This is a genomic window from Polaromonas sp. AET17H-212 (assembly GCF_002379085.1).
Taxonomy (GTDB): domain Bacteria; phylum Pseudomonadota; class Gammaproteobacteria; order Burkholderiales; family Burkholderiaceae_C; genus Polaromonas.
This window is the reverse complement of the sequence record NZ_NBZW01000015.1, coordinates 1-18,533: the sequence shown is the minus strand read 5'-3', so window position 1 is coordinate 18,533 and position 18,533 is coordinate 1. Positions and strand designations below refer to the sequence as shown.

Genomic DNA, 18,533 nt, shown 5'->3' with positions numbered 1-18,533 from the left:
GAAATGAATCAGGCGGCCTCGGCCAGCAGGCCGGCGGCACGCTGCACCTCGATGCGGATCTCTTCGGTCAGCCGCGCCTTCAGTTCGACAAACACCGGCGTGGTCTTGACCGAGTAGTGGCGCGGGTGGGCGATCGGCACCGGCAGGTCGCACTTGATGCGGCCGGGGCGCGCGCTCATCACCACCACGCGGTTGCCCATGAAGATGGCCTCGTCGATGTCGTGGGTGACAAACAGCACGGTCTTGCGTTCGGCCTCCCAGATGCCCTGCAGCAGTTCCTGCATCAGCTCGCGGGTCTGGTGGTCCAGCGCGCCGAAGGGCTCGTCCATCAGCAACATGCGCGGGTCGTTCGCCAGGGCTCTGGCCAGAGCGGTGCGCTGCTGCATGCCGCCCGAGAGCTGCTTGGGGAAGTGGTTCTCGAAACCGTTGAGGCCCACCTTTTGAATGAAGGGCCGGGCAATCGCGTGCTGCTCGGCCAGCGGCAGGCCTTTTTCGCGCAGGCCGAAGCAGACGTTCTCGAGAATGCTGAGCCAGGGAAACAGCGTGTAGCTCTGGAACACCATGCCGCGGTCGGCACCCGGGCCGCTGACCGGCCGGCCGTCCAGCGTGATGCTGCCAGTGCTCGGCGTATCCAGACCGGCGACCATGCGCAGCAGCGTGCTTTTGCCGCAACCCGAGGGCCCGAGGATGGTGATGAAGTCGTTCTCCGCCACACTCAGGTCGGTGGCCTGCAGCGCCACCGTGCCGCCGTTGGCGCCGGCGAAGGTCTTGGAGACCTGGGAAATTTCAAGGATGTTCATAACGGCTTACAGCCTTGCCCAGGGAAAAAGTTTTCGGTTCATGGCCTTGAAGGCGAAGTCGGTGACCAGGCCGATGACGCCGATCACGATGATGCCGAAGATGATCTGGTCGGTGGCCAGCAGCGCCTGGCTGTCGGTGATCATGTGGCCGATACCGCTGGACGCGCCTATCAGTTCGGCGACGATCACATAGGTCCAGGCCCAGCCCAGCACCATGCGCAGCGTCTCCGCAATCTCGGGCGCGCTGCTGGGCAGCAGCACGCGTGTGACGATGCCGCGGTCGCCCGCGCCCAGGGTGTAGGCGGCTTCAACCAGGTCACGCCGCGTGTTGCCCACGCTGACCGCGAACATCAGCACCAGCTGGAAAAACGATCCGATGAAAATCACCGCGAGCTTTTGCGCCTCGCCAATGCCGGCCCAGAGGATCAGCAGCGGAATGAAGGCCGAGGCCGGGAGGTAGCGCGCAAAACTTACGAAGGGTTCAAAAAATGCTTCGATCGGTTTGTAGGCGCCCATCAACACGCCCAGCGGCACGGCCAGCACGGCAGCAATCAAAAAGCCGCCCAGCACGCGCCACACCGTCATGCCGATGTCCTTGATGAAGCCCTGGTTGGCCAGCAGGTCGTAACCCGAGCGCACCATGGTCACCGGGTCGGCCAGAAAGGTTTTGGACACATAGCCGCCGAAGGTGGCGAAGGCCCAGACCGCGAAGAACAGGATGAAAAAACTGATCCCCAGCACGACACGCGTGCCGGGGGCCACGGGCTGCAGCGGCTTCATGAAGAAGCTCCGCTGCACAGCGCGATGCATGAAGAAATCACTTCAGGAAGCGCGTGTCGGCCAGCTTGCTCATGTCGGGCAGGGCCTTGATGACACCGGCTTCGAGCAGCAGGTCGGCGGCTTCCTTGCTGAAGGCAGCGTGTTCGCCGGCAAAGAACTTCTGGTTGGCGGCGCGGTCCTGCCAACGCAGGTACTTCTGGCTGGCTTCGAACTTGTCGGCCGGCTGCTTCACGTCGGCGCCCATGATCTCGAAACTCTTCTCCGGGTCTTTCTGGATCATGTCCAGCGCTTCGAAGTAACTGTCGGCCAGGGCCTTGGCGGCTTTCGGGCTGTCGGCCAAAAACCTGGGGGTGCAGCCCACGGTGTCCATGATCATCGGGTAGTCGAGGGTGGTGGCGATGATCTTGCCGGCTTCCGGCTTGGCGCGCACCGCACCGAGGTACGGCTCGTAAGTCATGGCGGCGTCGATGCCGTCGGTGCCGGCAATCATCGCGTTGGCGGCGGCTTGCGGCTCGAGGTTGACGATCTTCACGTCTTTCGGGCTCAGGCCGTTTTTCTTGAGCATCCAGGCCAGGGTGAACCAGGGCGCGGTGCCGGGCGCGCTGGCGGCCACGGTTTTGCCCTTGAGGTCGCTGATCTTGGCGATGTTGGGTTTGACCACCATGCCGTCGGCGCCGTAGCTCTTGTCGAGCTGGAAAATCTGCGTGGTGGCCACGCCATTGGCGTTCCAGACGATCCAGGTCTCCACCGTGGTGGCGGCGCACTGCACGTCCCCCGAGGCAATCGCGAGGTGGCGGTCTTTTTGCGGAATTTTCTTGATCGTCACATCCAGGCCGTTCTTCTTGAAGATGCCGGCTTCCTTGGCCAGGGTCAGCGGCGCAAAGCCGGTCCAGCCCGACATGCCCAAAGTGATTTTGGTTTCCTGCGCCTGTGCAGAGACACAGGCCAGGGCGACGAGGGACAGGGTCAGCAGCTTCTTCATGGGAACTCCTTGGGTTGACTTGCGAAGGGAAGGGTGATCGGAGGGTATGCAGTGTTCATGCCAGCCTCAGGGCGTGCAGCTCGGGCATGTCGGCATCCAGTGCGCGTGCAACGTCACCGCTGGCCACCAGGTGGTGCACGGCTTCCATGTCGCGGGCCAGGCTGCGGTCTTCCATCATGGCCGGCGAGACGATGCGGATCAGGCGCAACACACGCTCCAGCGGTGCCGAGCTTTTGAGCGGGCGCAAAAATTCAATGCCCTGGGCCGCGGCCAGCAGCTCGATGCCGACAATATGCGCCGTGTTGCGCAGCATGGGCTGCAGGCGGCGGGCCGCAAAGGTGGCCATGCTGACGTGGTCTTCCTGGTTGGCCGAGGTTGGCAGGCTGTCCACGCTGGCCGGGTGCGCCAGTGACTTGTTCTCGGACGCCAACGCGGCCGCCGTGACGTGCACGATCATGAAGCCGGAGTTGAGCCCGGCATCGGGCGTCAGGAAAGGCGGCAGGCGCGAGACCACGGTATCGACCAGCATGGCGATGCGGCGCTCGGTGATGGCGCCGATCTCTGCAATCGCCACGGCCAGCGCATCGCAGACCAGCGCGACCGGCTCGGCGTGGAAATTTCCGCCGGAGAGCAGGTTGCCCTCGTCGGCAAACACCAGTGGGTTGTCGGTGACGGCATTGGCCTCGATCGCCAGCACCCTGGCGGCGTAACGCAACTGGTCCAGGCAGGCCCCCATGACCTGCGGCTGGCAGCGCAGGCAATACGGGTCCTGCACACGGTCGTCGTTGTCGAGGTGCGACCTGCGAATCTCGCTGCCGATCATCAGGGCGCGGTAGGCCGCGGCGCAGGCGATCTGCCCGGGCTGGCCGCGCACCGCATGAATACGCGGGTCAAACGGGCCGTCGCTGCCGCGCGCGGCGTCCAGCGTCAGGGCGCCCGAGATCACCGCCGCTTCAAGCAGGCGCTCGGTGGCAAACAGTGCATCAAGCGCCAGTGCGGTCGAGACCTGTGTGCCGTTGATCAGCGCCAGGCCTTCCTTGGCCGAGAGCTGCAGGGCTGGCAGGCCGGCCTGCTTCAGCGCGGCGGCGGCCGGCAGGCGCTGGTCCTTGTAGAAAACTTCACCTTCGCCAATCAGGGGCAGGCAAAGGTGCGCCAATGGTGCCAGGTCGCCCGAGGCGCCGACCGAGCCCTGGCAGGGAATGACCGGGCAGATGCCGTGGTTGTGCAGATCAAGCAGGGCATCGATGACCTCTTCGCGCACACCCGAATAACCCCGCGCCAGGCTGGCTGCCTTGAGCAGCAGGATCAGGTGCACCACACGCCGGGACAACGGCTCGCCCACGCCGACGGCGTGCGAACGCAGCAGCTTGAGCTGCAAAATGGCCAGGTCTTCCCTGGCGATGCGCGTGTTGGCCAGCTTGCCGAAGCCGGTGTTCACGCCGTACACCGCGGCGCCGCTGCTGGCCGCCTGGTGCACCAGCGCGGCGCTGGCACGCACGCCGGGGCGGCAGGCGTCGTCCAGCCGGACCGGTGGTGGCACGACCGCGCAGAGGCGGCGCAACTGTGCCATGGAGAGCTGGCCGGGAATCAGGAGTTCTTTGTCAGGCATGGTGTTTTTTTTCTCCGTTCGCCCGGCGTTTGTCGAAGGGGTCCCATGCAATTTGGGACAGGCTTCGACGGGCTCAGCCCGAACGGAAGTGGGTTCAGCCGATCATCGGCAGGTTCAGGCCATGTTCCCTGGCGCTGGCTTTGGCAATGTCGTAGCCGGCATCGGCATGGCGCATCACGCCGGTGGCCGGGTCGTTGAACAGCACCCGTTCAAGGCGTTCTGCCGCTTCGTCCGTGCCGTCGCAGACGATGACCACGCCCGAATGCTGCGAATAACCCATGCCGACGCCGCCGCCATGGTGCAGGCTGACCCAGGTGGCGCCGCTCGCGGTGTTGAGCAAGGCGTTGAGCAGCGGCCAGTCGCTGACGGCATCGCTGCCGTCCTTCATGGCTTCGGTTTCACGGTTCGGCGAGGCGACCGAGCCGCTGTCGAGGTGGTCGCGGCCGATCACGATGGGCGCCTTGAGCTCGCCCGACTTCACCATGGCGTTGAAGGCCAGGCCGGCCAGATGCCGCTCGCCCAGGCCTATCCAGCAAATGCGTGCCGGCAGGCCCTGGAAGCTGATGCGTTCTTCGGCCATGTCCAGCCAGCGGTGCAGGTGCTTGTTGTCGGGGAAGAGTTCTTTCATCTTCGCATCGGTCTTGCGAATGTCTTCGGGGTCGCCGGAGAGGGCTACCCAGCGGAAGGGGCCGACGCCGCGGCAAAACAGCGGCCGGATGTAGGCCGGCACAAAACCCGGGTAGTCAAACGCGTTGGCGACGCCGAAGTCCTTGGCGACCTGGCGCAGGTTGTTGCCGTAGTCCACCGTGGGGATGCCCATGGCGTGAAATTCGAGCATGGCCCGGACGTGGATGGCGCAGGATTCGCCGGCAGCTTTCGTGAGTGCCGCATGTTGCGCCGGGTCTTTCTGCGCGGCCTGCCATTGCGCCACGCTCCAGCCCGCGGGCAGGTAACCGTTGATGATGTCGTGCGCCGAGGTCTGGTCGGTGACGAGGTCGGGGCGCATGCCGCCGGCCGCGGCGCGGCGGGCCAGTTCGGGCACGATCTCGGCGGCATTGCCGCACAGGGCAACCGACACTGCTTCCTTGCGCCCGGTGTGGTGCTTGATCAGCGCCAGGGCCTCGTCGAGGTCTTTGGCTTGTTTGTCGACGTATCTGGTGCGCAGCCGGAAATCGATGCGCGACTGCTGGCATTCGATGTTGAGCGAACAGGCGCCGGCGAAGGTCGCGGCCAGCGGCTGCGCGCCGCCCATGCCGCCCAGGCCGGCAGTCAGCACCCAGCGGCCGGCCAGATCCCCATTGAAATGCTGGCGACCGGCTTCGACAAAGGTTTCGTAGGTGCCCTGCACGATGCCTTGTGTGCCAATGTAAATCCAGCTACCAGCTGTCATCTGGCCGTACATCATCAGCCCGGCGCGGTCGAGCTCGTTGAAATGCTCCCAGGTCGCCCACTTGGGCACCAGGTTGGAGTTGGCGATCAGCACACGCGGCGCGCCGGGGTGGGTACGGAAGACACCGACCGGTTTGCCTGATTGCACCAGCAGGGTTTCGTCGGGCTTGAGTTTTCGCAGCGAGTCGAGGATGGCGTCAAACGCCGGCCAGTTGCGCGCGGCCTTGCCGATGCCGCCGTAGACCACGAGTTCGTCGGGGTTCTCGGCGACTTCCGGGTCCAGGTTGTTCTGGATCATGCGGTAGGCCGCTTCAATCTGCCAGTTGGCGCAACTGAGGGTGCTGCCGCGCGGCGCACGCACCGGCCTGGCCTTGCTGTCGAGGAAAGGGGTTTGGGAAAGGTCTGACACGGGTGGCTCCTTCATGGCTGTCTTGCCGGGCGGGGTAAAACGCGCAAGATTCGTTCCGGCAAATCCTAGTTGTCTATACAACTTGTGTCAACTGGGGTAATCTACGGCTTATGGCAAAACCCCTGTTGCCTGCCTATGAGCAGGTCAAAGCCTTCATCAAGACACGCATCAGCGCCGGCACCTGGAAGCCCGGCGACCCGGTGCCCAGCGAGGCGGCGCTGGCGGCGCAGTTCGGCATCAGCCGCATGACGGTTAACCGTGCCCTGCGCGAACTGACCGCCGAGGGCATGGTGACGCGTGTGCAGGGTTCGGGCACGCGCGTGGCCGAGCTGCACCGCATCTCCTCCCGGCTCACGATTCGCGACATTCATGAAGAAGTGGTGGAGCGCGGCCATGTGCACACCACCCGGGTGCTGATGGTGGAGGCCGAAAAGGCCAGCGCCGACCTGGCCAGGACGCTGGGCCTGCGCACCGGCGCCCGGGTTTTCCACACCATGCTGGTGCATCTTGAAAACGGTGTGCCCATCCAGTACGAGGACCGCTACGTCAATCCGGCGGCGGCGCCCGATTTCCTGGAAACCGACTTCACACTAACCACACCCACCCACCACCTGCTGCAACATGCACCGCTGACCGAGGCCAGTTATTCGATCGAGGCCTGCCTGCCCAGCGCGCAGGAGGCCAGACAGCTGGGCATCAAGCGCGGCGAGCCCTGCCTGGCCATGATGCGGCGCACCGTCAGCGGGGCCCATGTGGCCAGCGTGGCCCGGCTGATATATCCTGGCACGCGTTACAGCTTTGCAGGACAATTTCAGGCATGAATGGACACCCATTCCCCACACGCATCCATCACGCGGAGGTCAACCCATGAGCTGGCAAATCATTCCCCTGGAAGAGGTGGCGCCCACGGCCTGGCGCAACGGCGGCGGCATCACGCGCGAATTGCTGGCCTGGCCCACCGCCGAGGACTGGGACTGGCGCATCTCGGTGGCCGAGGTCGAAAAAAACGGGCTGTTTTCGCGCTATGAAGGGGTGCAGCGCTGGTTCGCGGTGCTGGGTGGCGCGGGTGTGCGGCTGACGCTGGACGGGCAGATCCGGGAGTTGACGCCGCAAGGCGAGCCGCTGTGTTTTGACGGTGCCCTGGCCTGCAATTGCGAACTGATCGAAGGTCCCACCGAAGACTTCAACCTGATGCTCAAGAAAGGGCATGGCAGCGCGCGTCTGGTCCGTGTGCTGGGGGTGCTGGATGTGGAGGTCAAATCCGGCACCCGTGTCGCCGTGTACGCCTGGGACGAGCCGGTGACCGTGCAGGTCAACAGGAAGTTTGTGACGGTGCCGCCGCACACCCTGGCCTGGCGCGCGCTCGCCGACGGGGCCTCGGTGCGTATTGAGGCAGCCACCGCGCTCTGGATGGAAATGGCACGATGACGTTGCAGCTCTGGCGGCATTGCCGCGTCGCCACCCTGCAGCCTTCGCATCCCGCGCCTTACGGCCTGATCGAGGACGCGGCCCTGGTGCTGGAGGGCGGACGCATCGCCTGGGTCGGGCCGCACAGCGAGCTGCCGGCAGACCTGGCGGCACGCTGCACACACGAGCACGATGCCGGCGGTGCGCTGGTCACGCCGGGCCTGATTGATTGCCACACCCACCTGGTGTACGGCGGCGACCGTGCCCACGAGTTCGAATTGCGCCTGCAGGGCGCGAGTTATGAAGACGTGGCACGCGCCGGTGGCGGCATCAATTCGACGGTGAAAGCCACGCGCGCCGCGACCGAGCAGGAACTGGAAGCGCAGAGCCTCAAGCGCCTGCGGGCGTTGGTCGCCGAAGGCGTGACCACGCTGGAGATCAAGTCGGGTTATGGCCTGGCATTCGAGCACGAACGCAAGGCCTTGCGCGTGGCGCGTGGCCTGGGCCGTGGCCAGCCGGTGGACGTCCGCACCACCTTTCTGGGCGCCCACGCCATTCCCCCCGAGTTTGCCGGCCGCGCGGATGCCTACGTGGACGAGGTGGTGCGCATGTTGCCGCTGCTGCATGCCGAAGGCCTGGTCGATGCGGTGGATGCGTTTTGTGAACGGATTGCCTTCAACACGGCGCAGACCGAACGGGTGTTCCAGGCGGCCCACGCACTGGGCCTGCCGGTCAAGCTGCACGCCGAGCAGCTCAGCGACAGCGGTGGTGCCGAGCTCGCCGCGCGTTATGGCGCGCTCAGCTGCGATCACCTGGAGTGGCTGGGCGAGCAAGGGGCCGCCGCGATGGCGGCCGCCGGCAGTGTGGCCGTGCTGCTGCCCGGGGCGTTTTATTTTCTGCGAGAAACCAAACTGCCGCCGGTGGCCCTGCTGCGCGAGCACGGCGTGGCGATGGCGATCTCCACCGACTGCAACCCCGGCAGCTCGCCCTGCACCTCGCTGCTGCTGATGCTCAACATGGCCTGCACGCTGTTTCGCCTGACCCCCGAGGAGGCGCTGGCCGGCGTCACCCGCCATGCGGCGAAAGCGCTGGGGCTGGCCGATCGCGGTGTCATCGCCCCCGGCAAACGTGCCGACTTCGTGTTGTGGGATGTGGCCCATCCCGCGCAACTGGCCTGTGCCCTCGGCGCGAATCCGCGCCTGCAAACAGTTTTTGAAGGTGAACGGGTATGAGTTTTACCCTGCAACGCGGCAATGCCCCCCTACTGGTCAGCATGCCGCACACCGGCACCGATATTCCACCTGAACTGCGTGGCGATTACACCGAACGTGCGCTGGGCGTGGAAGACACCGACTGGCACCTGCAGCGCCTGTACGATTTTTTGCCGGCGCTGGGCGCCAGCGTGATCACGCCGCATTATTCGCGTTACGTGATCGACCTGAACCGCCCGCCCGACGACACGCCCATGTACCCCGGCGCCTCCAACACTGAACTGTGCCCCACGCATTTCTTCAACGGTGATGCGCTCTACAAGGAGGGCAGGGCGCCCGACCCGGCCGAGCGGTTGCGCCGACGCGAAACATACTGGCAGCCCTACCACGCGGCGCTGGCCGCGGAACTGGCGCGCCTGAAGGCGCAACACGGTTTTGCGCTGCTGTGGGATGCGCACAGCATCCGTTCCGAAATTCCGTGGCTGTTCGAAGGCCGCCTGCCGGACCTCAACATCGGCACGGCCAATGGCACGGCGGCGGATGACGCCATCACCGCTGCCGCGGCGGCCGCCTGCGCCGGGGTGGCGGGTGTAAGCAGCATCGTCAATGGCCGCTTCAAGGGCGGCTACATCACACGCCAGTATGGCCGGCCCGCTGAGCATGTGCACGCGGTCCAGCTCGAAAAATGCCAGCGCCTGTACATGCAGGAAGTGGCACCGTTTGCCTATGATGAGGTGTTGGCGCAAAGGATACAACCCGTGCTCAAGAACATGGTGACCGGCAGCCTGGCCGCTGCCTGCAAGCTGTATGGCCGCTGAGGTGACGCGTTATGTCGCGCCCCAGGCCTGGGTGGACGGCGCCTGGACGCAGGATGTGCTGCTGGCGGTGGCCGCCGACGGCACCTGGACCAGCATCGAGCCCAACGCGGTGGAGGAGGCGCAGCGCGGGGCGGTGCGCCTGGCCGGGCCGGTGTTGCCGGGACTGGTCAATGCCCACAGCCACGCTTTCCAGCGTGCCATCGCCGGGCTGACCGAGCGGTCCCTGGGCGGCGACGATGATTTCTGGAGTTGGCGCGACCGCATGTACAGCGCCGCGCTGCGCATCACGCCCGAACAGCTTGAAGCCGTGGCGGCGCTGCTGTATGCCGAACTGCTGCAGGCCGGCTACACCCAGGTCTGCGAGTTTCATTACCTGCACAACCACAGCGACGGCCAGCCTTATGCCGACCCGTTGGCCATGTCGCTGGCGCTGGTGCGTGCCGCGCAGCGCGTGGGTATGGGCCTGACCCTGCTGCCCACGCTGTACATGCGTTCGGGTTTTGCGGCCTCCGGCCTGCGCGACGACCAGCGGCGTTTTGCCTCCACGCCCGATTCGGTGCTGCGCCTGGCCGAAGGGGTGTTGCGCCAGGGCGGCCACCATCTCAACACCGGCCTGGCCATCCATTCGCTGCGCGCCGTGGACGCGGCGGCGCTGCACGACGTGGCAGCAGCGGCCCATGCAAGAGGCATGGCTGTGCACATCCACATTGCCGAGCAGATGCAGGAGGTGCAGGGCTGCATGGCCGCACTGGGCGCACGGCCTGTCGAGTGGCTGCTGGCCCACGCACCGGTCGATGCACGCTGGAACCTGGTGCATGCCACCCAGTCCACCGCGGCCGAACTGCAGGGCGTGCAGCGCAGCGGCGCGTCAATCGTGATTTGTCCCAGCACCGAGGCCAATCTCGGCGACGGCGTGTTCGACCTGCCGGCCTATGCCGCGGCCGGCGGCCATTGGTCTGTCGGCTCGGACAGCCATGTCACGCGCAGCTGGCAGGAAGAGCTGCGCCTGCTCGAATATTCACAGCGCCTGAACCTGCGCCAGCGCAACATCGCGGGTCGCCTGCTGGCCAGCTCAAGCACGGCGGACAACCTGTTTAACGCGGCGCTGGCCGGTGGGCACGCCGCCACCTCGCTGCCGCTGGGCGGCATCGCGCCCGGCCAGCGCGCGGATTTTGTTGTCGTCGACACCGCGTCGCCGGCCCTGCTGGGCATTCCGGCCGATCACCTGCTGGATGCCATGGTGTTCTCCAGCCCCGACGCACGCTTCAGCGAAGTGTTTGTGGCGGGGCAACGCGTGGTCAGCGGCGGGCAAGTGGCCGGCTGGCCGCGGCTGGCGGGGGATTTCGTCCAGGCCATGCAAGGCTTGTGGGGCTGACGCGGTCCGTGATGCCGGCCTTCACCGCCGAAGGCGATTATTCCCGCCAGCGTTCACCGTCACGCCGGGCACGCCCGAGCGCTTCTAGGGTTTCCAGAATGCGGGGCAGGCTTTTCTTCCATGGCCCGCGACCCTTGAAGCGGGTTTCTATCTCGGCCACTGTCAGCGCTCCCGGGTGGCCGGCCAGCACCTGGGCCAGCGCGCGCACCTGCGCGGGCAGGCTGGCAGGCCAGGGCTGGGTGTTTTGGCCTGTCGCTTTGCCGGTAGCGGGCTGGGCCTTTTTTTCAAGTGTCATTTCGGCCTGTAGCCCTTGTCGGGCGGTCGCAGGCAGCTTCTGATTTTGTAGCGTTTTGCTGGCTGCCGGGTTCTGGAACTCGGGCCGCAGCCAGCGGATGCGGCCGGTTTTTTCTTCGGCAGCGCGCCGGGCATTCAGTGCGACCAGGTGTGTCAGCAGGGCGTCGTTGTCCAGGCCGGGTTCAAGGCCGTAGGCTTGCAGAACGGCGGTGTCCAGCTCGTCGTGCAGGTCTTTGAGTACGCTGACCAGACCCCGGGTGTGGATGGTCTTTTCTTTCTCGGTTAAAGGTCGTTCGTCCTGAGCCTGTCGAAGGACTTCCAGCACGTTGTACATGCCAGTCAGCGTCAGTCCGGGGTGCGCCGCCTGCTGGCGTTTGCGGTGTGCGTCGATTTGTTCGGCCAGTGCGGCGATTCGTTCGCGCAGGGCGGGGGTGAGGCGGGTGTCGTCGTCGGGGAAGGGAAAGGTTTCGAAGCAGCGGGATTTGTTGTAGCGAACATTGCCAACGTACATGCCGATTGATCCGCCGTTTGCCCATGACCAGGCTGCGTGTGAGCGACTTGAAAGGACCCCCAAATGAAATGGATCGCTGCTGGCAATTGCGATCAGCATGTTGTCCGGCAAGATGCTGGCGTCCAGAAACTGGAAGGTGCGATGCTTGGCCGTTTCGACAGTGGCAATGTAGCGGGGTAGTCCCGCGAGCGCAGGACGCAGGTCCCTGCGCGGTTCGCCAAACAGCCACCAGTTGTCCCGATAGGTAGCGCGGTTGTTCTGGTCGCGTTCCGGCTTTACCCGCTCCAGCAGCCGCTGGTAAACCGCCGGAAACTGCGCGCGTAGTTGTTCTGCTGTCAGGCCGAATGCGTCGATGACCTTGACACCGCGTGGCGCATCGGTCAGGTCGCGGCCGTTGCGGTAGTCGCGGATGTGGCGCTTCAACTCCGGCGCGGTGCCGAACCCAAGCCCGATGGCTTCTTCCGGTGTCACGATAAAACCCGCGCCGTGTAGCTTCACGCCAGGCGACGAAACATTGGAATTGGCTTGCAGCGCGACAGCAGACGCCACGTTTGCGCCCACGCTCAGGTCAGCATGAATCGTTCCCCAGCGCTCAGCCAGCGTGACATTGACCTCGCCGTGCTCCCCCGGCTGTTCGCCGAGGAGCGTCAACAGGCGGCCTTTGACGGCCCATGCCGGGTCCGTGTCCTCGCTCCAGGCGGGTTCAGTGTCGTTGGTGCTCCAGGCCGGCGCATCGTCTGCGCGCATGGCCACGGTCATTGCAATGCGCACTGCTGCGCCATTGGCGCTGTCCACCCACGGGTGATCGGGAATGGCAAAGACGAGTGCAAGGGCGGGCGCTGTTTGAATTGTCGTTTTCGGTGGGGGGGGCGACAATTGAGCTTCGACTACCCGCCGGTTGAAGGTCTGGCGCAGGCTGTTGGTGGTGATCAGGCCGAAGCGGCGCGCCTTGCCGGCGCGCACGGTAGTGGCGGCGTGGTGCCACCAGTACATGACGAAGTCGGCGCTTTCGGGCACTTCCGGCCATGCGCCGCGCAAGGCTTCCACATAGCCGTCGCCCAACGTGGCGCGCATGGTGCTGGCGCCAATAAACGGCGGGTTGCCCACAATGAAGTCGGCTTTCGGCCATTCGGCCTGGCGCGGCTTGATGTAGGTCCACTGCGGCACCTGGGCCGCCTCGTCGGGCACCAGCGCACCGGTCACCGGGTGGGCCTTGAAGGTGGTGCCGTCCCAGCGGCTCAGCAGCTTGCCGGTCGCGTCATAGGCCAGATCGGTGTCGTCCCAGGCCAGCACGGCGTCGCGGTGCTCGATGTTGCCGTAGTCGTGCACCACGGGTTCGGCCACGGCCCTGTTGCCGCGTGTGCGGATGTGCCATTGCAGATAACCAATCCACAGCACCAGCTCGGCCAGTGCTGCGGCGCGGTCATTGAGTTCAATGCCCAGCAGTTGCTGCGGTGAGACTGTTTCGCCTTCCATTCCAAGCAGGCTTTGGGTGTCGCCGAGCGCTTCCAGCTGATTGATCACTTCGCCTTCAAGTCGCTTGAGGTGTTCGAGCGTGACGTACAGGAAGTTTCCGCTGCCGCAGGCCGGGTCGAGTACGCGAACAGTGCACAGCTGGTGGTGAAACTTGCGCAGCTCGGCGCGGGCTTCTTCCTGCTTGGCGTCCTGCGCCTTGCCGGACAGTTCGGCGGCCTCACGCGCCAGCACCAGCGCGGCCGCTTGCACGTTGGCCCAGTCGGCGCGCAGCGGCTCCACCACCGTGGGCAGCACCAGCCGTTCCACATAAGCGCGTGGCGTGTAATGCGCACCCAGCGCATGGCGCTCGGTGGGGTCGAGCGCGCGCTCCAGCAGGGTGCCGAAGATGGCGGGTTCAACCTCGCGCCAGTTGGCTTGGGCGGCGCGGATCAGGCGGTCGGTCTGCTCCTGAGTCAGTAGCAAGGAATAACCGTCCAGCGTGGACTCCTTGAACAATTTGCCATTGAATTTGAGAACCTGGGTGGCCAGCGCGGCTGAAAAGCCGCCACGATCCATATCGGCCCAGAGCACGCGCAGCATTTGCTGCAGGGTGACCGGTTGCTCGCGGTGGGTTTGCAGCAGACCCAGAAAGCTGCCTTTGGGCAGCAGCTCCACATCTTCCGCAAACATGCTGAACAGGCTGCGTGTCAGAAAGGCGGCAACATGGTTGGCGCGGTGGCCGGACTGTTCCAGCGACCGGGCGAGTTCGGCCAGTTGCCCGGCCACTTCGCGCGTCACGCGCGCGCTGGCGCGGCTGGGGTTCAGTCTGTCGGGGTCGGTCCAGAGGGCTCTGAGTCGTTCGCGCACCTCGGCCTTGACCAGGCTGCCCAGGGCAATGCGGTGGCTGCGCGGGTCGGGGAAGGGCGTGTAGGTGGCGCCGCTGCGGGTGAACTCCGAATACAGCTCGATGACGTTGCCCACATCGACCACCAGCAGAAAAGGCGGCCGGCCTTCTTCCGGCGGCAGGGCGCGGGCGTAACCCTCGGCCTGGGCGCGGGCACGCAGCAGCGCATCGTCAAAACCTTTGGTCTGCGTGCTGGACTTCAGTTTTTTCGACTCCAGCACGAAGTGGCCGCGCCGGTAGCAGTCAATCCGGCCGGGACTGGTGCTGCCATCACCGTGGCTGAAGGTGATGGGGCGCTCGAACATGTAGTCCTGTTCGGGCGTGGCATGGGGAACTTGCACACCCAGAAGCTCGCACAGTTCGCGCACAAAACTTTGCGCGGTGGACAGTTCGCTGGCGGTGACGCCTTGCCAGCGCTGAACGAAGGCGCTGGCCTTTGTGTTGTGGTTGTCGTTGTCAGACGTGCTGTGGGCTTCTTCCATCAGCTGGATGATAGCGGGATGCCTGGTGCCTGCCGGTCGGTCAGCCCGGGCGGAAAAGCCCAGTCGCATGAACACCGCCGCGTGTGTGCCGACACGGATTGCGGCTCAAGGCCGCAATGAGAAGTCAGACCGCGTTGAGCAGACCTTCAACCGCCGCGCCCAGCGCCAGCAGTTCCCGGTCCTGTCCACGGCGGCCCACCAGCATCAGCCCGACCGCCAGCCCGCCGCCGCGTGGCAGCGGCAAGGTCAACGCCGGCAGGTCGAAGAAATTGAAGACCGACGGGTTGCGCAGCAGCAGGGCGTTGGTGCGCAAAAATACCTCTTCGGCCTGCACCTCGGCGATGCGCGGCGCCAGCAGCGGCACAGTGGGCAGCACCAGTGCATCGAGATCCGTCAAACGCGCGTCGAGTGCCGGCAGCAGCGCGGCACGGGCCTGCTGGATGCCGACATAAGTGGCCGCGTCCAGCGTCTGGCCGCGGCGGATGCGGCCCAGCACGATGGGGTCGTACTCGTTGGGCCGGCTATCGACCCAGTCGCGGTGTATCCACGCCGCTTCGGCGGCCACCAGGGTGCCACGCTCCTGCAGGCGAAAGGGTTCGCCCAGCAAGTCGTCGAGGGCTTCATCGCGAACCTGGGCACCGGCGCCCGCGAGCTGCGCCAGGGCTTGTTCCACGGCGGCCAGCACCTCGTCTTGCGCCTGGCTGAACAACAGGCCGCGCGGCACGCCCAGGCGCAAGCCGCGTACATCGCGCTGCGGCAGGGCTTGCGGCGTGATGCCGGCCAGCACACTGTCGGTGGCGGCGGCGTCCGCCACGCTGCGGCACAGCGGCCCCAAGGTGTCCAGGGTGAAGGACAGCGGAAAAGCGCCGTCGCGCGTGACCCGCGCCTGGGTCGGCTTGAAGCCCACCAGGCTGTTGAGCGCCGAGGGAATACGCACCGAGCCGCCGGTGTCCGAACCGATGGCGATCTCGGCCATGCCGCGTGCCACCGACACGCCCGCGCCCGAGGACGAGCCGCCCGGGATGCGGCTGGCGTCCAGCGCGTTGCCGGGGGTACCGTAATGCGGGTTGATGCCGACGCCCGAAAAGGCGAACTCGGTCATGTTGGTTTTGCCGATGATGACGGCGCCGGCCGCCCGCAGGCGGCTGACCACCACGGCATCCTGGGACGCCGGCGCGGCGTCGCGCAGCAGGGCCGAGCCGGCGGTGGTGGCTTCGCCGGCCACGTCGAACAGGTCCTTGATCGAGACGATGCGGCCGTCCAGCGGGCCCAGGGACTGGCCGCTGGTGGCACGCCGGTCGGCGGCCTGCGCGGCCGTGCGGGCGGCGTCGGCGTACAGCCGCGTGAAAATGCGCCGGCCTTCATCGCCGGCAGCCGCAATCGCGGCCAGCGCCGCCTCGAGTTTTTGGGTAGAAGTGTTTGTGCTCATGGGGGCTAACCTTAACGCATTGTGGTGGCGCTTGCTGCGCGGGGCGCCCTGCACAGCCATGCCAGATGCTATGAAGTTGATAGCTGCCAGCGCCCATTAATAAAGGGCTGGAGGCATTTTTTGCTTGAAAAATCGGCTGCCCGCCCAAGGAAGGACGCCTCACGGCGCCCCGGAAAGTGTGGTGCGGCCTATCATCGCCGGATGAACGCCACCTCCAGCACCGCCGAACTTTCCCTTCGTTCCCTGTTTGATGCCCAGCACCGCGCCAGCCGCGCCCAGGTCGAGGTGCCGCTGGCCTTGCGCCGGGACCGGCTGCAGCGCATGCGCCGCCTGCTCGATGCACACGGCCAGGCGCTGGCGCTGGCCGTGCAGGCCGACTTCGGCGTGCGCTCGCCGCAGCTGACCGAAATTGCCGACATGTTTGTGCTGCGCACCTTGCTGTCGCACACGCTGAAACACCTGCCAAAGTGGGTCAAGCCGGTGAAGGTGTCCACGCCGATCTACCTGCAGCCCTCGAGCGCTTATCTGCAGCGCCAGCCGCTGGGCGTGGTCGGGGTCATCTCTCCCTGGAACTACCCGGTGCAGCTGGCGCTGGCGCCGGCCATCACGGCCTTGGCGGCGGGCAACCGCGTCATGCTCAAGCCGAGCGAGCTGACGCCGCGCACCTCGGCCCTCATGGGGCAGCTGATTGGCCAGGCGTTTGCCGCCGACGAGTTCTGCGTGGTCGAGGGCGACGCCGCGCTGGCGGCGGCTTTCACCCACCTGCCTTTTGACCACTTGGTGTTCACCGGCTCCACCGCCACCGGGCGCAAGGTGGCCGAGGCCGCCGCCGCCAACCTGACGCCCACCACGCTGGAGCTGGGCGGCAAGTCGCCGTGTATCGTCGACGCGTCCAGCGATTTCGACAGCGTGGCCCTGAAGATTGCGCACGGCAAGCTGCTCAACGCCGGGCAGACCTGCATTGCGCCCGACTATGTGCTGGTGCCGCGGGGCCGGGAAGCCGCTTTTGGCGAAGCCTTTGCCCGCGCCGTCGCCAGGCTGTTTCCCACCATTGCCGGCAACCCCGACTACGCGGCCATCATCAGCCCGCGCCACCACGAGCGCCTGCAGGCGCTGCTGGCCCAGGCCGAAGGTGAGGGCGCGCGGCTGCAGGTACTGAACCCGGGCGGCGCTGTCCTGGGGGCGGCCTCGCGCCAGATGGCGCCGGTGCTGGTGTTCGGCACCACACCGGCCATGAAGCTGATGGACGAGGAAATTTTCGGCCCGGTGCTGCCGGTGCTGCCGTACGCCACGCTGGAAGAAGCCATCGGCTACATCAACGACCGGCCACGTCCGCTGGCCCTGTACTGGTTCGGCACCGACACGGCCGCGCGTGACGCGGTGCTGGCGCGCACCGTGAGCGGCGGCGTGACGGTCAACGACACGCTGATGCACATCGCCCATGACAACCTGCCCTTTGGCGGCGTCGGCGACAGCGGCTGGGGCGCCTACCACGGTGAAACCGGGTTCCTGCGGTTCACGCAGCAAAAACCGGTGCTGGTGTCGTCGAAGTGGGCGCGCGGCGACCTGTTCTACCCGCCCTATGGCAAACGTTTCGACCAGATCATGGGGCTGCTCAAACGCTGGTTGTAAGGCGGTCGTCGGCCCTTGTCTTTTCCGGCAGGCGGGAAGGGATAATCAAACGATGTTGTTGAAAACGTTCATCACGACCCTGTGGCTCAGTGCCGCCATGGGCCTGGGCGGCCTGCCGGGCCGCGCGCAGGCGCAGCCCGTGATCGTCGCGGCGTCGGATCTGAAGTTCGCGCTGGAGGAAGTCGCCGTCCTGTTCGAGAAGGAAAAAAAGCACAAACTTCGCCTGGTGTTCGGCTCGTCGGGCAACTTCTATTCGCAAATCCTGCAGGGCGCGCCGTTCCAGATGTTTCTCTCGGCCGACGAGGACTTTGTGTTCAAACTGGCGGATGCCGGCAGGACGCGCGACCGCGGCAGGCTGTATGCACTGGGCCGCATCGGCATCCTGGTGCCGCACGGCTCGGCCCTGAAGGCCGACGGTGAACTGAAGGATCTGGCGGCGGCGCTGAAGGAAGGGCGGCTGCAGAAGTTCGCCATCGCCAACCCCGATCACGCCCCCTATGGCGCCCGGGCCAGGGAGGCGCTGCAACACGCCGGCCTGTGGAGCCAGGTGCAGCCGCGGCTGGTGCTCGGTGAAAACATCTCGCAGGCCGCGCAGTTCGCCACTTCGGGTGGCGCCCAGGGCGGCATCATCGCGCAGTCGCTGGCGCTGGCGCCCAGCGTGGGCAGGCTGGGCACGTTTGCGCTGATTCCCGACAGCTGGCACCAGCCGCTGCGCCAGCGCATGGTGCTGCTGAAAAATGCCGGGCCGGCCGCCCAGGCGTTTTACGACTTCATCGGCACGCCGGCCGCGCAGGCGGTGATGGGCCGCTACGGCTTCGTGATGCCCTAGGGCCTGTTCACACTATTTATGCAAGATGCGTTGCGAGTCAAAAAGGCCATGCGTGAGGCGCAAAATGCAGCCGGGCTGGCGCCCGGCAAGGCTTTGCAACGCTGCGCATGGTCTTTTTGGCCGCAACCCGGAGGGAACGTGGTTAAAACAGCGCCACTCGTTGTTGCACTCCTAACTCAGCCGCCCAGGCTGAGCGTCGTCGCGCGCCTAGATTGGC

The 18,533-nt window shown here is 65.9% G+C and carries 14 protein-coding genes; 7 read left to right on the top strand and 7 right to left on the bottom strand.

Features of this window, described 5'->3' with window-relative positions:
- Nucleotides 1-8: 8 nt before the first annotated feature.
- The 5 genes from B7G53_RS12880 to hutU form a co-directional block, all read right to left on the bottom strand.
- Complete coding sequence (locus tag B7G53_RS12880) at nucleotides 9-800, bottom strand: ABC transporter ATP-binding protein (RefSeq protein ID WP_096668256.1); 792 nt, start codon at nucleotides 798-800, stop codon at nucleotides 9-11.
- 6 nt (nucleotides 801-806) lie between these two features.
- Complete coding sequence (locus B7G53_RS12875; RefSeq protein WP_096668408.1) at nucleotides 807-1,580, bottom strand: ABC transporter permease; 774 nt, start codon at nucleotides 1,578-1,580, stop codon at nucleotides 807-809.
- A gap of 37 nt (nucleotides 1,581-1,617) precedes the next feature.
- Complete coding sequence (locus tag B7G53_RS12870) at nucleotides 1,618-2,562, bottom strand: ABC transporter substrate-binding protein (protein WP_096668254.1); 945 nt, start codon at nucleotides 2,560-2,562, stop codon at nucleotides 1,618-1,620.
- A gap of 55 nt (nucleotides 2,563-2,617) precedes the next feature.
- The gene (gene hutH / locus B7G53_RS12865; protein WP_096668252.1) at nucleotides 2,618-4,171 is read right to left on the bottom strand and encodes a histidine ammonia-lyase; all 1,554 of its coding nucleotides are present in this window, start codon (nucleotides 4,169-4,171) and stop codon (nucleotides 2,618-2,620) included.
- 94 nt (nucleotides 4,172-4,265) lie between these two features.
- Complete coding sequence (gene hutU / locus B7G53_RS12860; protein WP_096668250.1) at nucleotides 4,266-5,984, bottom strand: urocanate hydratase; 1,719 nt, start codon at nucleotides 5,982-5,984, stop codon at nucleotides 4,266-4,268.
- A 95-nt stretch (nucleotides 5,985-6,079) separates the two neighbouring features.
- Here hutU and hutC point away from each other — a divergent pair, with 95 nt between their 5' ends.
- Genes hutC through B7G53_RS12835 form a run of 5 tightly spaced genes read left to right on the top strand, consistent with a single transcriptional unit; the run spans nucleotide 6,080 to nucleotide 10,780 of the window.
- Nucleotides 6,080-6,790 (top strand): histidine utilization repressor, encoded by a 711-nt coding sequence (gene hutC, locus B7G53_RS12855; protein ID WP_096668249.1) that lies wholly within the window; start codon nucleotides 6,080-6,082, stop codon nucleotides 6,788-6,790.
- 46 nt (nucleotides 6,791-6,836) lie between these two features.
- On the top strand, nucleotides 6,837-7,397 hold the full coding sequence (locus B7G53_RS12850) for a HutD/Ves family protein (RefSeq protein WP_096668247.1): 561 nt from the start codon (nucleotides 6,837-6,839) through the stop codon (nucleotides 7,395-7,397).
- The gene (gene hutI, locus B7G53_RS12845; RefSeq protein WP_096668245.1) at nucleotides 7,394-8,608 is read left to right on the top strand and encodes an imidazolonepropionase; all 1,215 of its coding nucleotides are present in this window, start codon (nucleotides 7,394-7,396) and stop codon (nucleotides 8,606-8,608) included. Before B7G53_RS12850 ends, hutI begins: the two co-directional genes overlap by 4 nt.
- On the top strand, nucleotides 8,605-9,405 hold the full coding sequence (hutG, locus tag B7G53_RS12840) for an N-formylglutamate deformylase (RefSeq protein WP_096668243.1): 801 nt from the start codon (nucleotides 8,605-8,607) through the stop codon (nucleotides 9,403-9,405). The genes hutI and hutG overlap by 4 nt, the downstream gene beginning before the upstream one ends.
- Nucleotides 9,395-10,780: a formimidoylglutamate deiminase gene (locus B7G53_RS12835; RefSeq protein ID WP_096668242.1), complete on the top strand. Its 1,386-nt coding sequence runs from the start codon at nucleotides 9,395-9,397 to the stop codon at nucleotides 10,778-10,780. The genes hutG and B7G53_RS12835 overlap by 11 nt, the downstream gene beginning before the upstream one ends.
- A gap of 37 nt (nucleotides 10,781-10,817) precedes the next feature.
- Here B7G53_RS12835 and B7G53_RS12830 read toward each other — a convergent pair whose 3' ends face one another.
- Both B7G53_RS12830 and B7G53_RS12825 read right to left on the bottom strand, forming a co-directional pair.
- Nucleotides 10,818-14,426, bottom strand: coding sequence for a class I SAM-dependent DNA methyltransferase (locus tag B7G53_RS12830; protein ID WP_096668240.1), 3,609 nt, complete (start codon nucleotides 14,424-14,426; stop codon nucleotides 10,818-10,820).
- Nucleotides 14,427-14,550: 124 nt separating this feature from the next.
- Complete coding sequence (locus tag B7G53_RS12825; RefSeq protein ID WP_096668238.1) at nucleotides 14,551-15,855, bottom strand: amidase; 1,305 nt, start codon at nucleotides 15,853-15,855, stop codon at nucleotides 14,551-14,553.
- Between the two features lie 201 nt (nucleotides 15,856-16,056).
- On the opposite strand from B7G53_RS12825, the gene B7G53_RS12820 reads away from it, so the two are divergent.
- Together B7G53_RS12820 and modA are read left to right on the top strand one after the other, a co-directional pair.
- Complete coding sequence (locus B7G53_RS12820; RefSeq protein WP_096668236.1) at nucleotides 16,057-17,487, top strand: coniferyl aldehyde dehydrogenase; 1,431 nt, start codon at nucleotides 16,057-16,059, stop codon at nucleotides 17,485-17,487.
- Between the two features lie 52 nt (nucleotides 17,488-17,539).
- Entirely contained in the window at nucleotides 17,540-18,316 is a 777-nt protein-coding gene (modA, locus tag B7G53_RS12815; RefSeq protein ID WP_176491358.1) for a molybdate ABC transporter substrate-binding protein, read from the top strand.
- The last annotated feature ends 217 nt before the right edge of the window (nucleotides 18,317-18,533 follow it).

Excerpts from the sequence above, each read along its gene's own strand:
- B7G53_RS12850 (WP_096668247.1), top strand. The coding sequence starts at position 6,837 with ATGAGCTGGCAAATCATTCCCCTGGAAGAGGTGGCGCCCACGGCCTGG.
- B7G53_RS12820 (WP_096668236.1), top strand. The coding sequence starts at position 16,057 with ATGAACGCCACCTCCAGCACCGCCGAACTTTCCCTTCGTTCCCTGTTT.
- modA (WP_176491358.1), top strand. The coding sequence starts at position 17,540 with ATGTTGTTGAAAACGTTCATCACGACCCTGTGGCTCAGTGCCGCCATG.
- hutC (WP_096668249.1), top strand. The coding sequence starts at position 6,080 with ATGGCAAAACCCCTGTTGCCTGCCTATGAGCAGGTCAAAGCCTTCATC.
- B7G53_RS12875 (WP_096668408.1), bottom strand. The coding sequence starts at position 1,580 with ATGAAGCCGCTGCAGCCCGTGGCCCCCGGCACGCGTGTCGTGCTGGGG.
- B7G53_RS12880 (WP_096668256.1), bottom strand. The coding sequence starts at position 800 with ATGAACATCCTTGAAATTTCCCAGGTCTCCAAGACCTTCGCCGGCGCC.
- B7G53_RS12825 (WP_096668238.1), bottom strand. The coding sequence starts at position 15,855 with ATGAGCACAAACACTTCTACCCAAAAACTCGAGGCGGCGCTGGCCGCG.
- hutH (WP_096668252.1), bottom strand. The coding sequence starts at position 4,171 with ATGCCTGACAAAGAACTCCTGATTCCCGGCCAGCTCTCCATGGCACAG.
- hutU (WP_096668250.1), bottom strand. The coding sequence starts at position 5,984 with ATGAAGGAGCCACCCGTGTCAGACCTTTCCCAAACCCCTTTCCTCGAC.
- B7G53_RS12835 (WP_096668242.1), top strand. The coding sequence starts at position 9,395 with ATGGCCGCTGAGGTGACGCGTTATGTCGCGCCCCAGGCCTGGGTGGAC.
- hutI (WP_096668245.1), top strand. The coding sequence starts at position 7,394 with ATGACGTTGCAGCTCTGGCGGCATTGCCGCGTCGCCACCCTGCAGCCT.
- hutG (WP_096668243.1), top strand. The coding sequence starts at position 8,605 with ATGAGTTTTACCCTGCAACGCGGCAATGCCCCCCTACTGGTCAGCATG.
- B7G53_RS12830 (WP_096668240.1), bottom strand. The coding sequence starts at position 14,426 with ATGGAAGAAGCCCACAGCACGTCTGACAACGACAACCACAACACAAAG.
- B7G53_RS12870 (WP_096668254.1), bottom strand. The coding sequence starts at position 2,562 with ATGAAGAAGCTGCTGACCCTGTCCCTCGTCGCCCTGGCCTGTGTCTCT.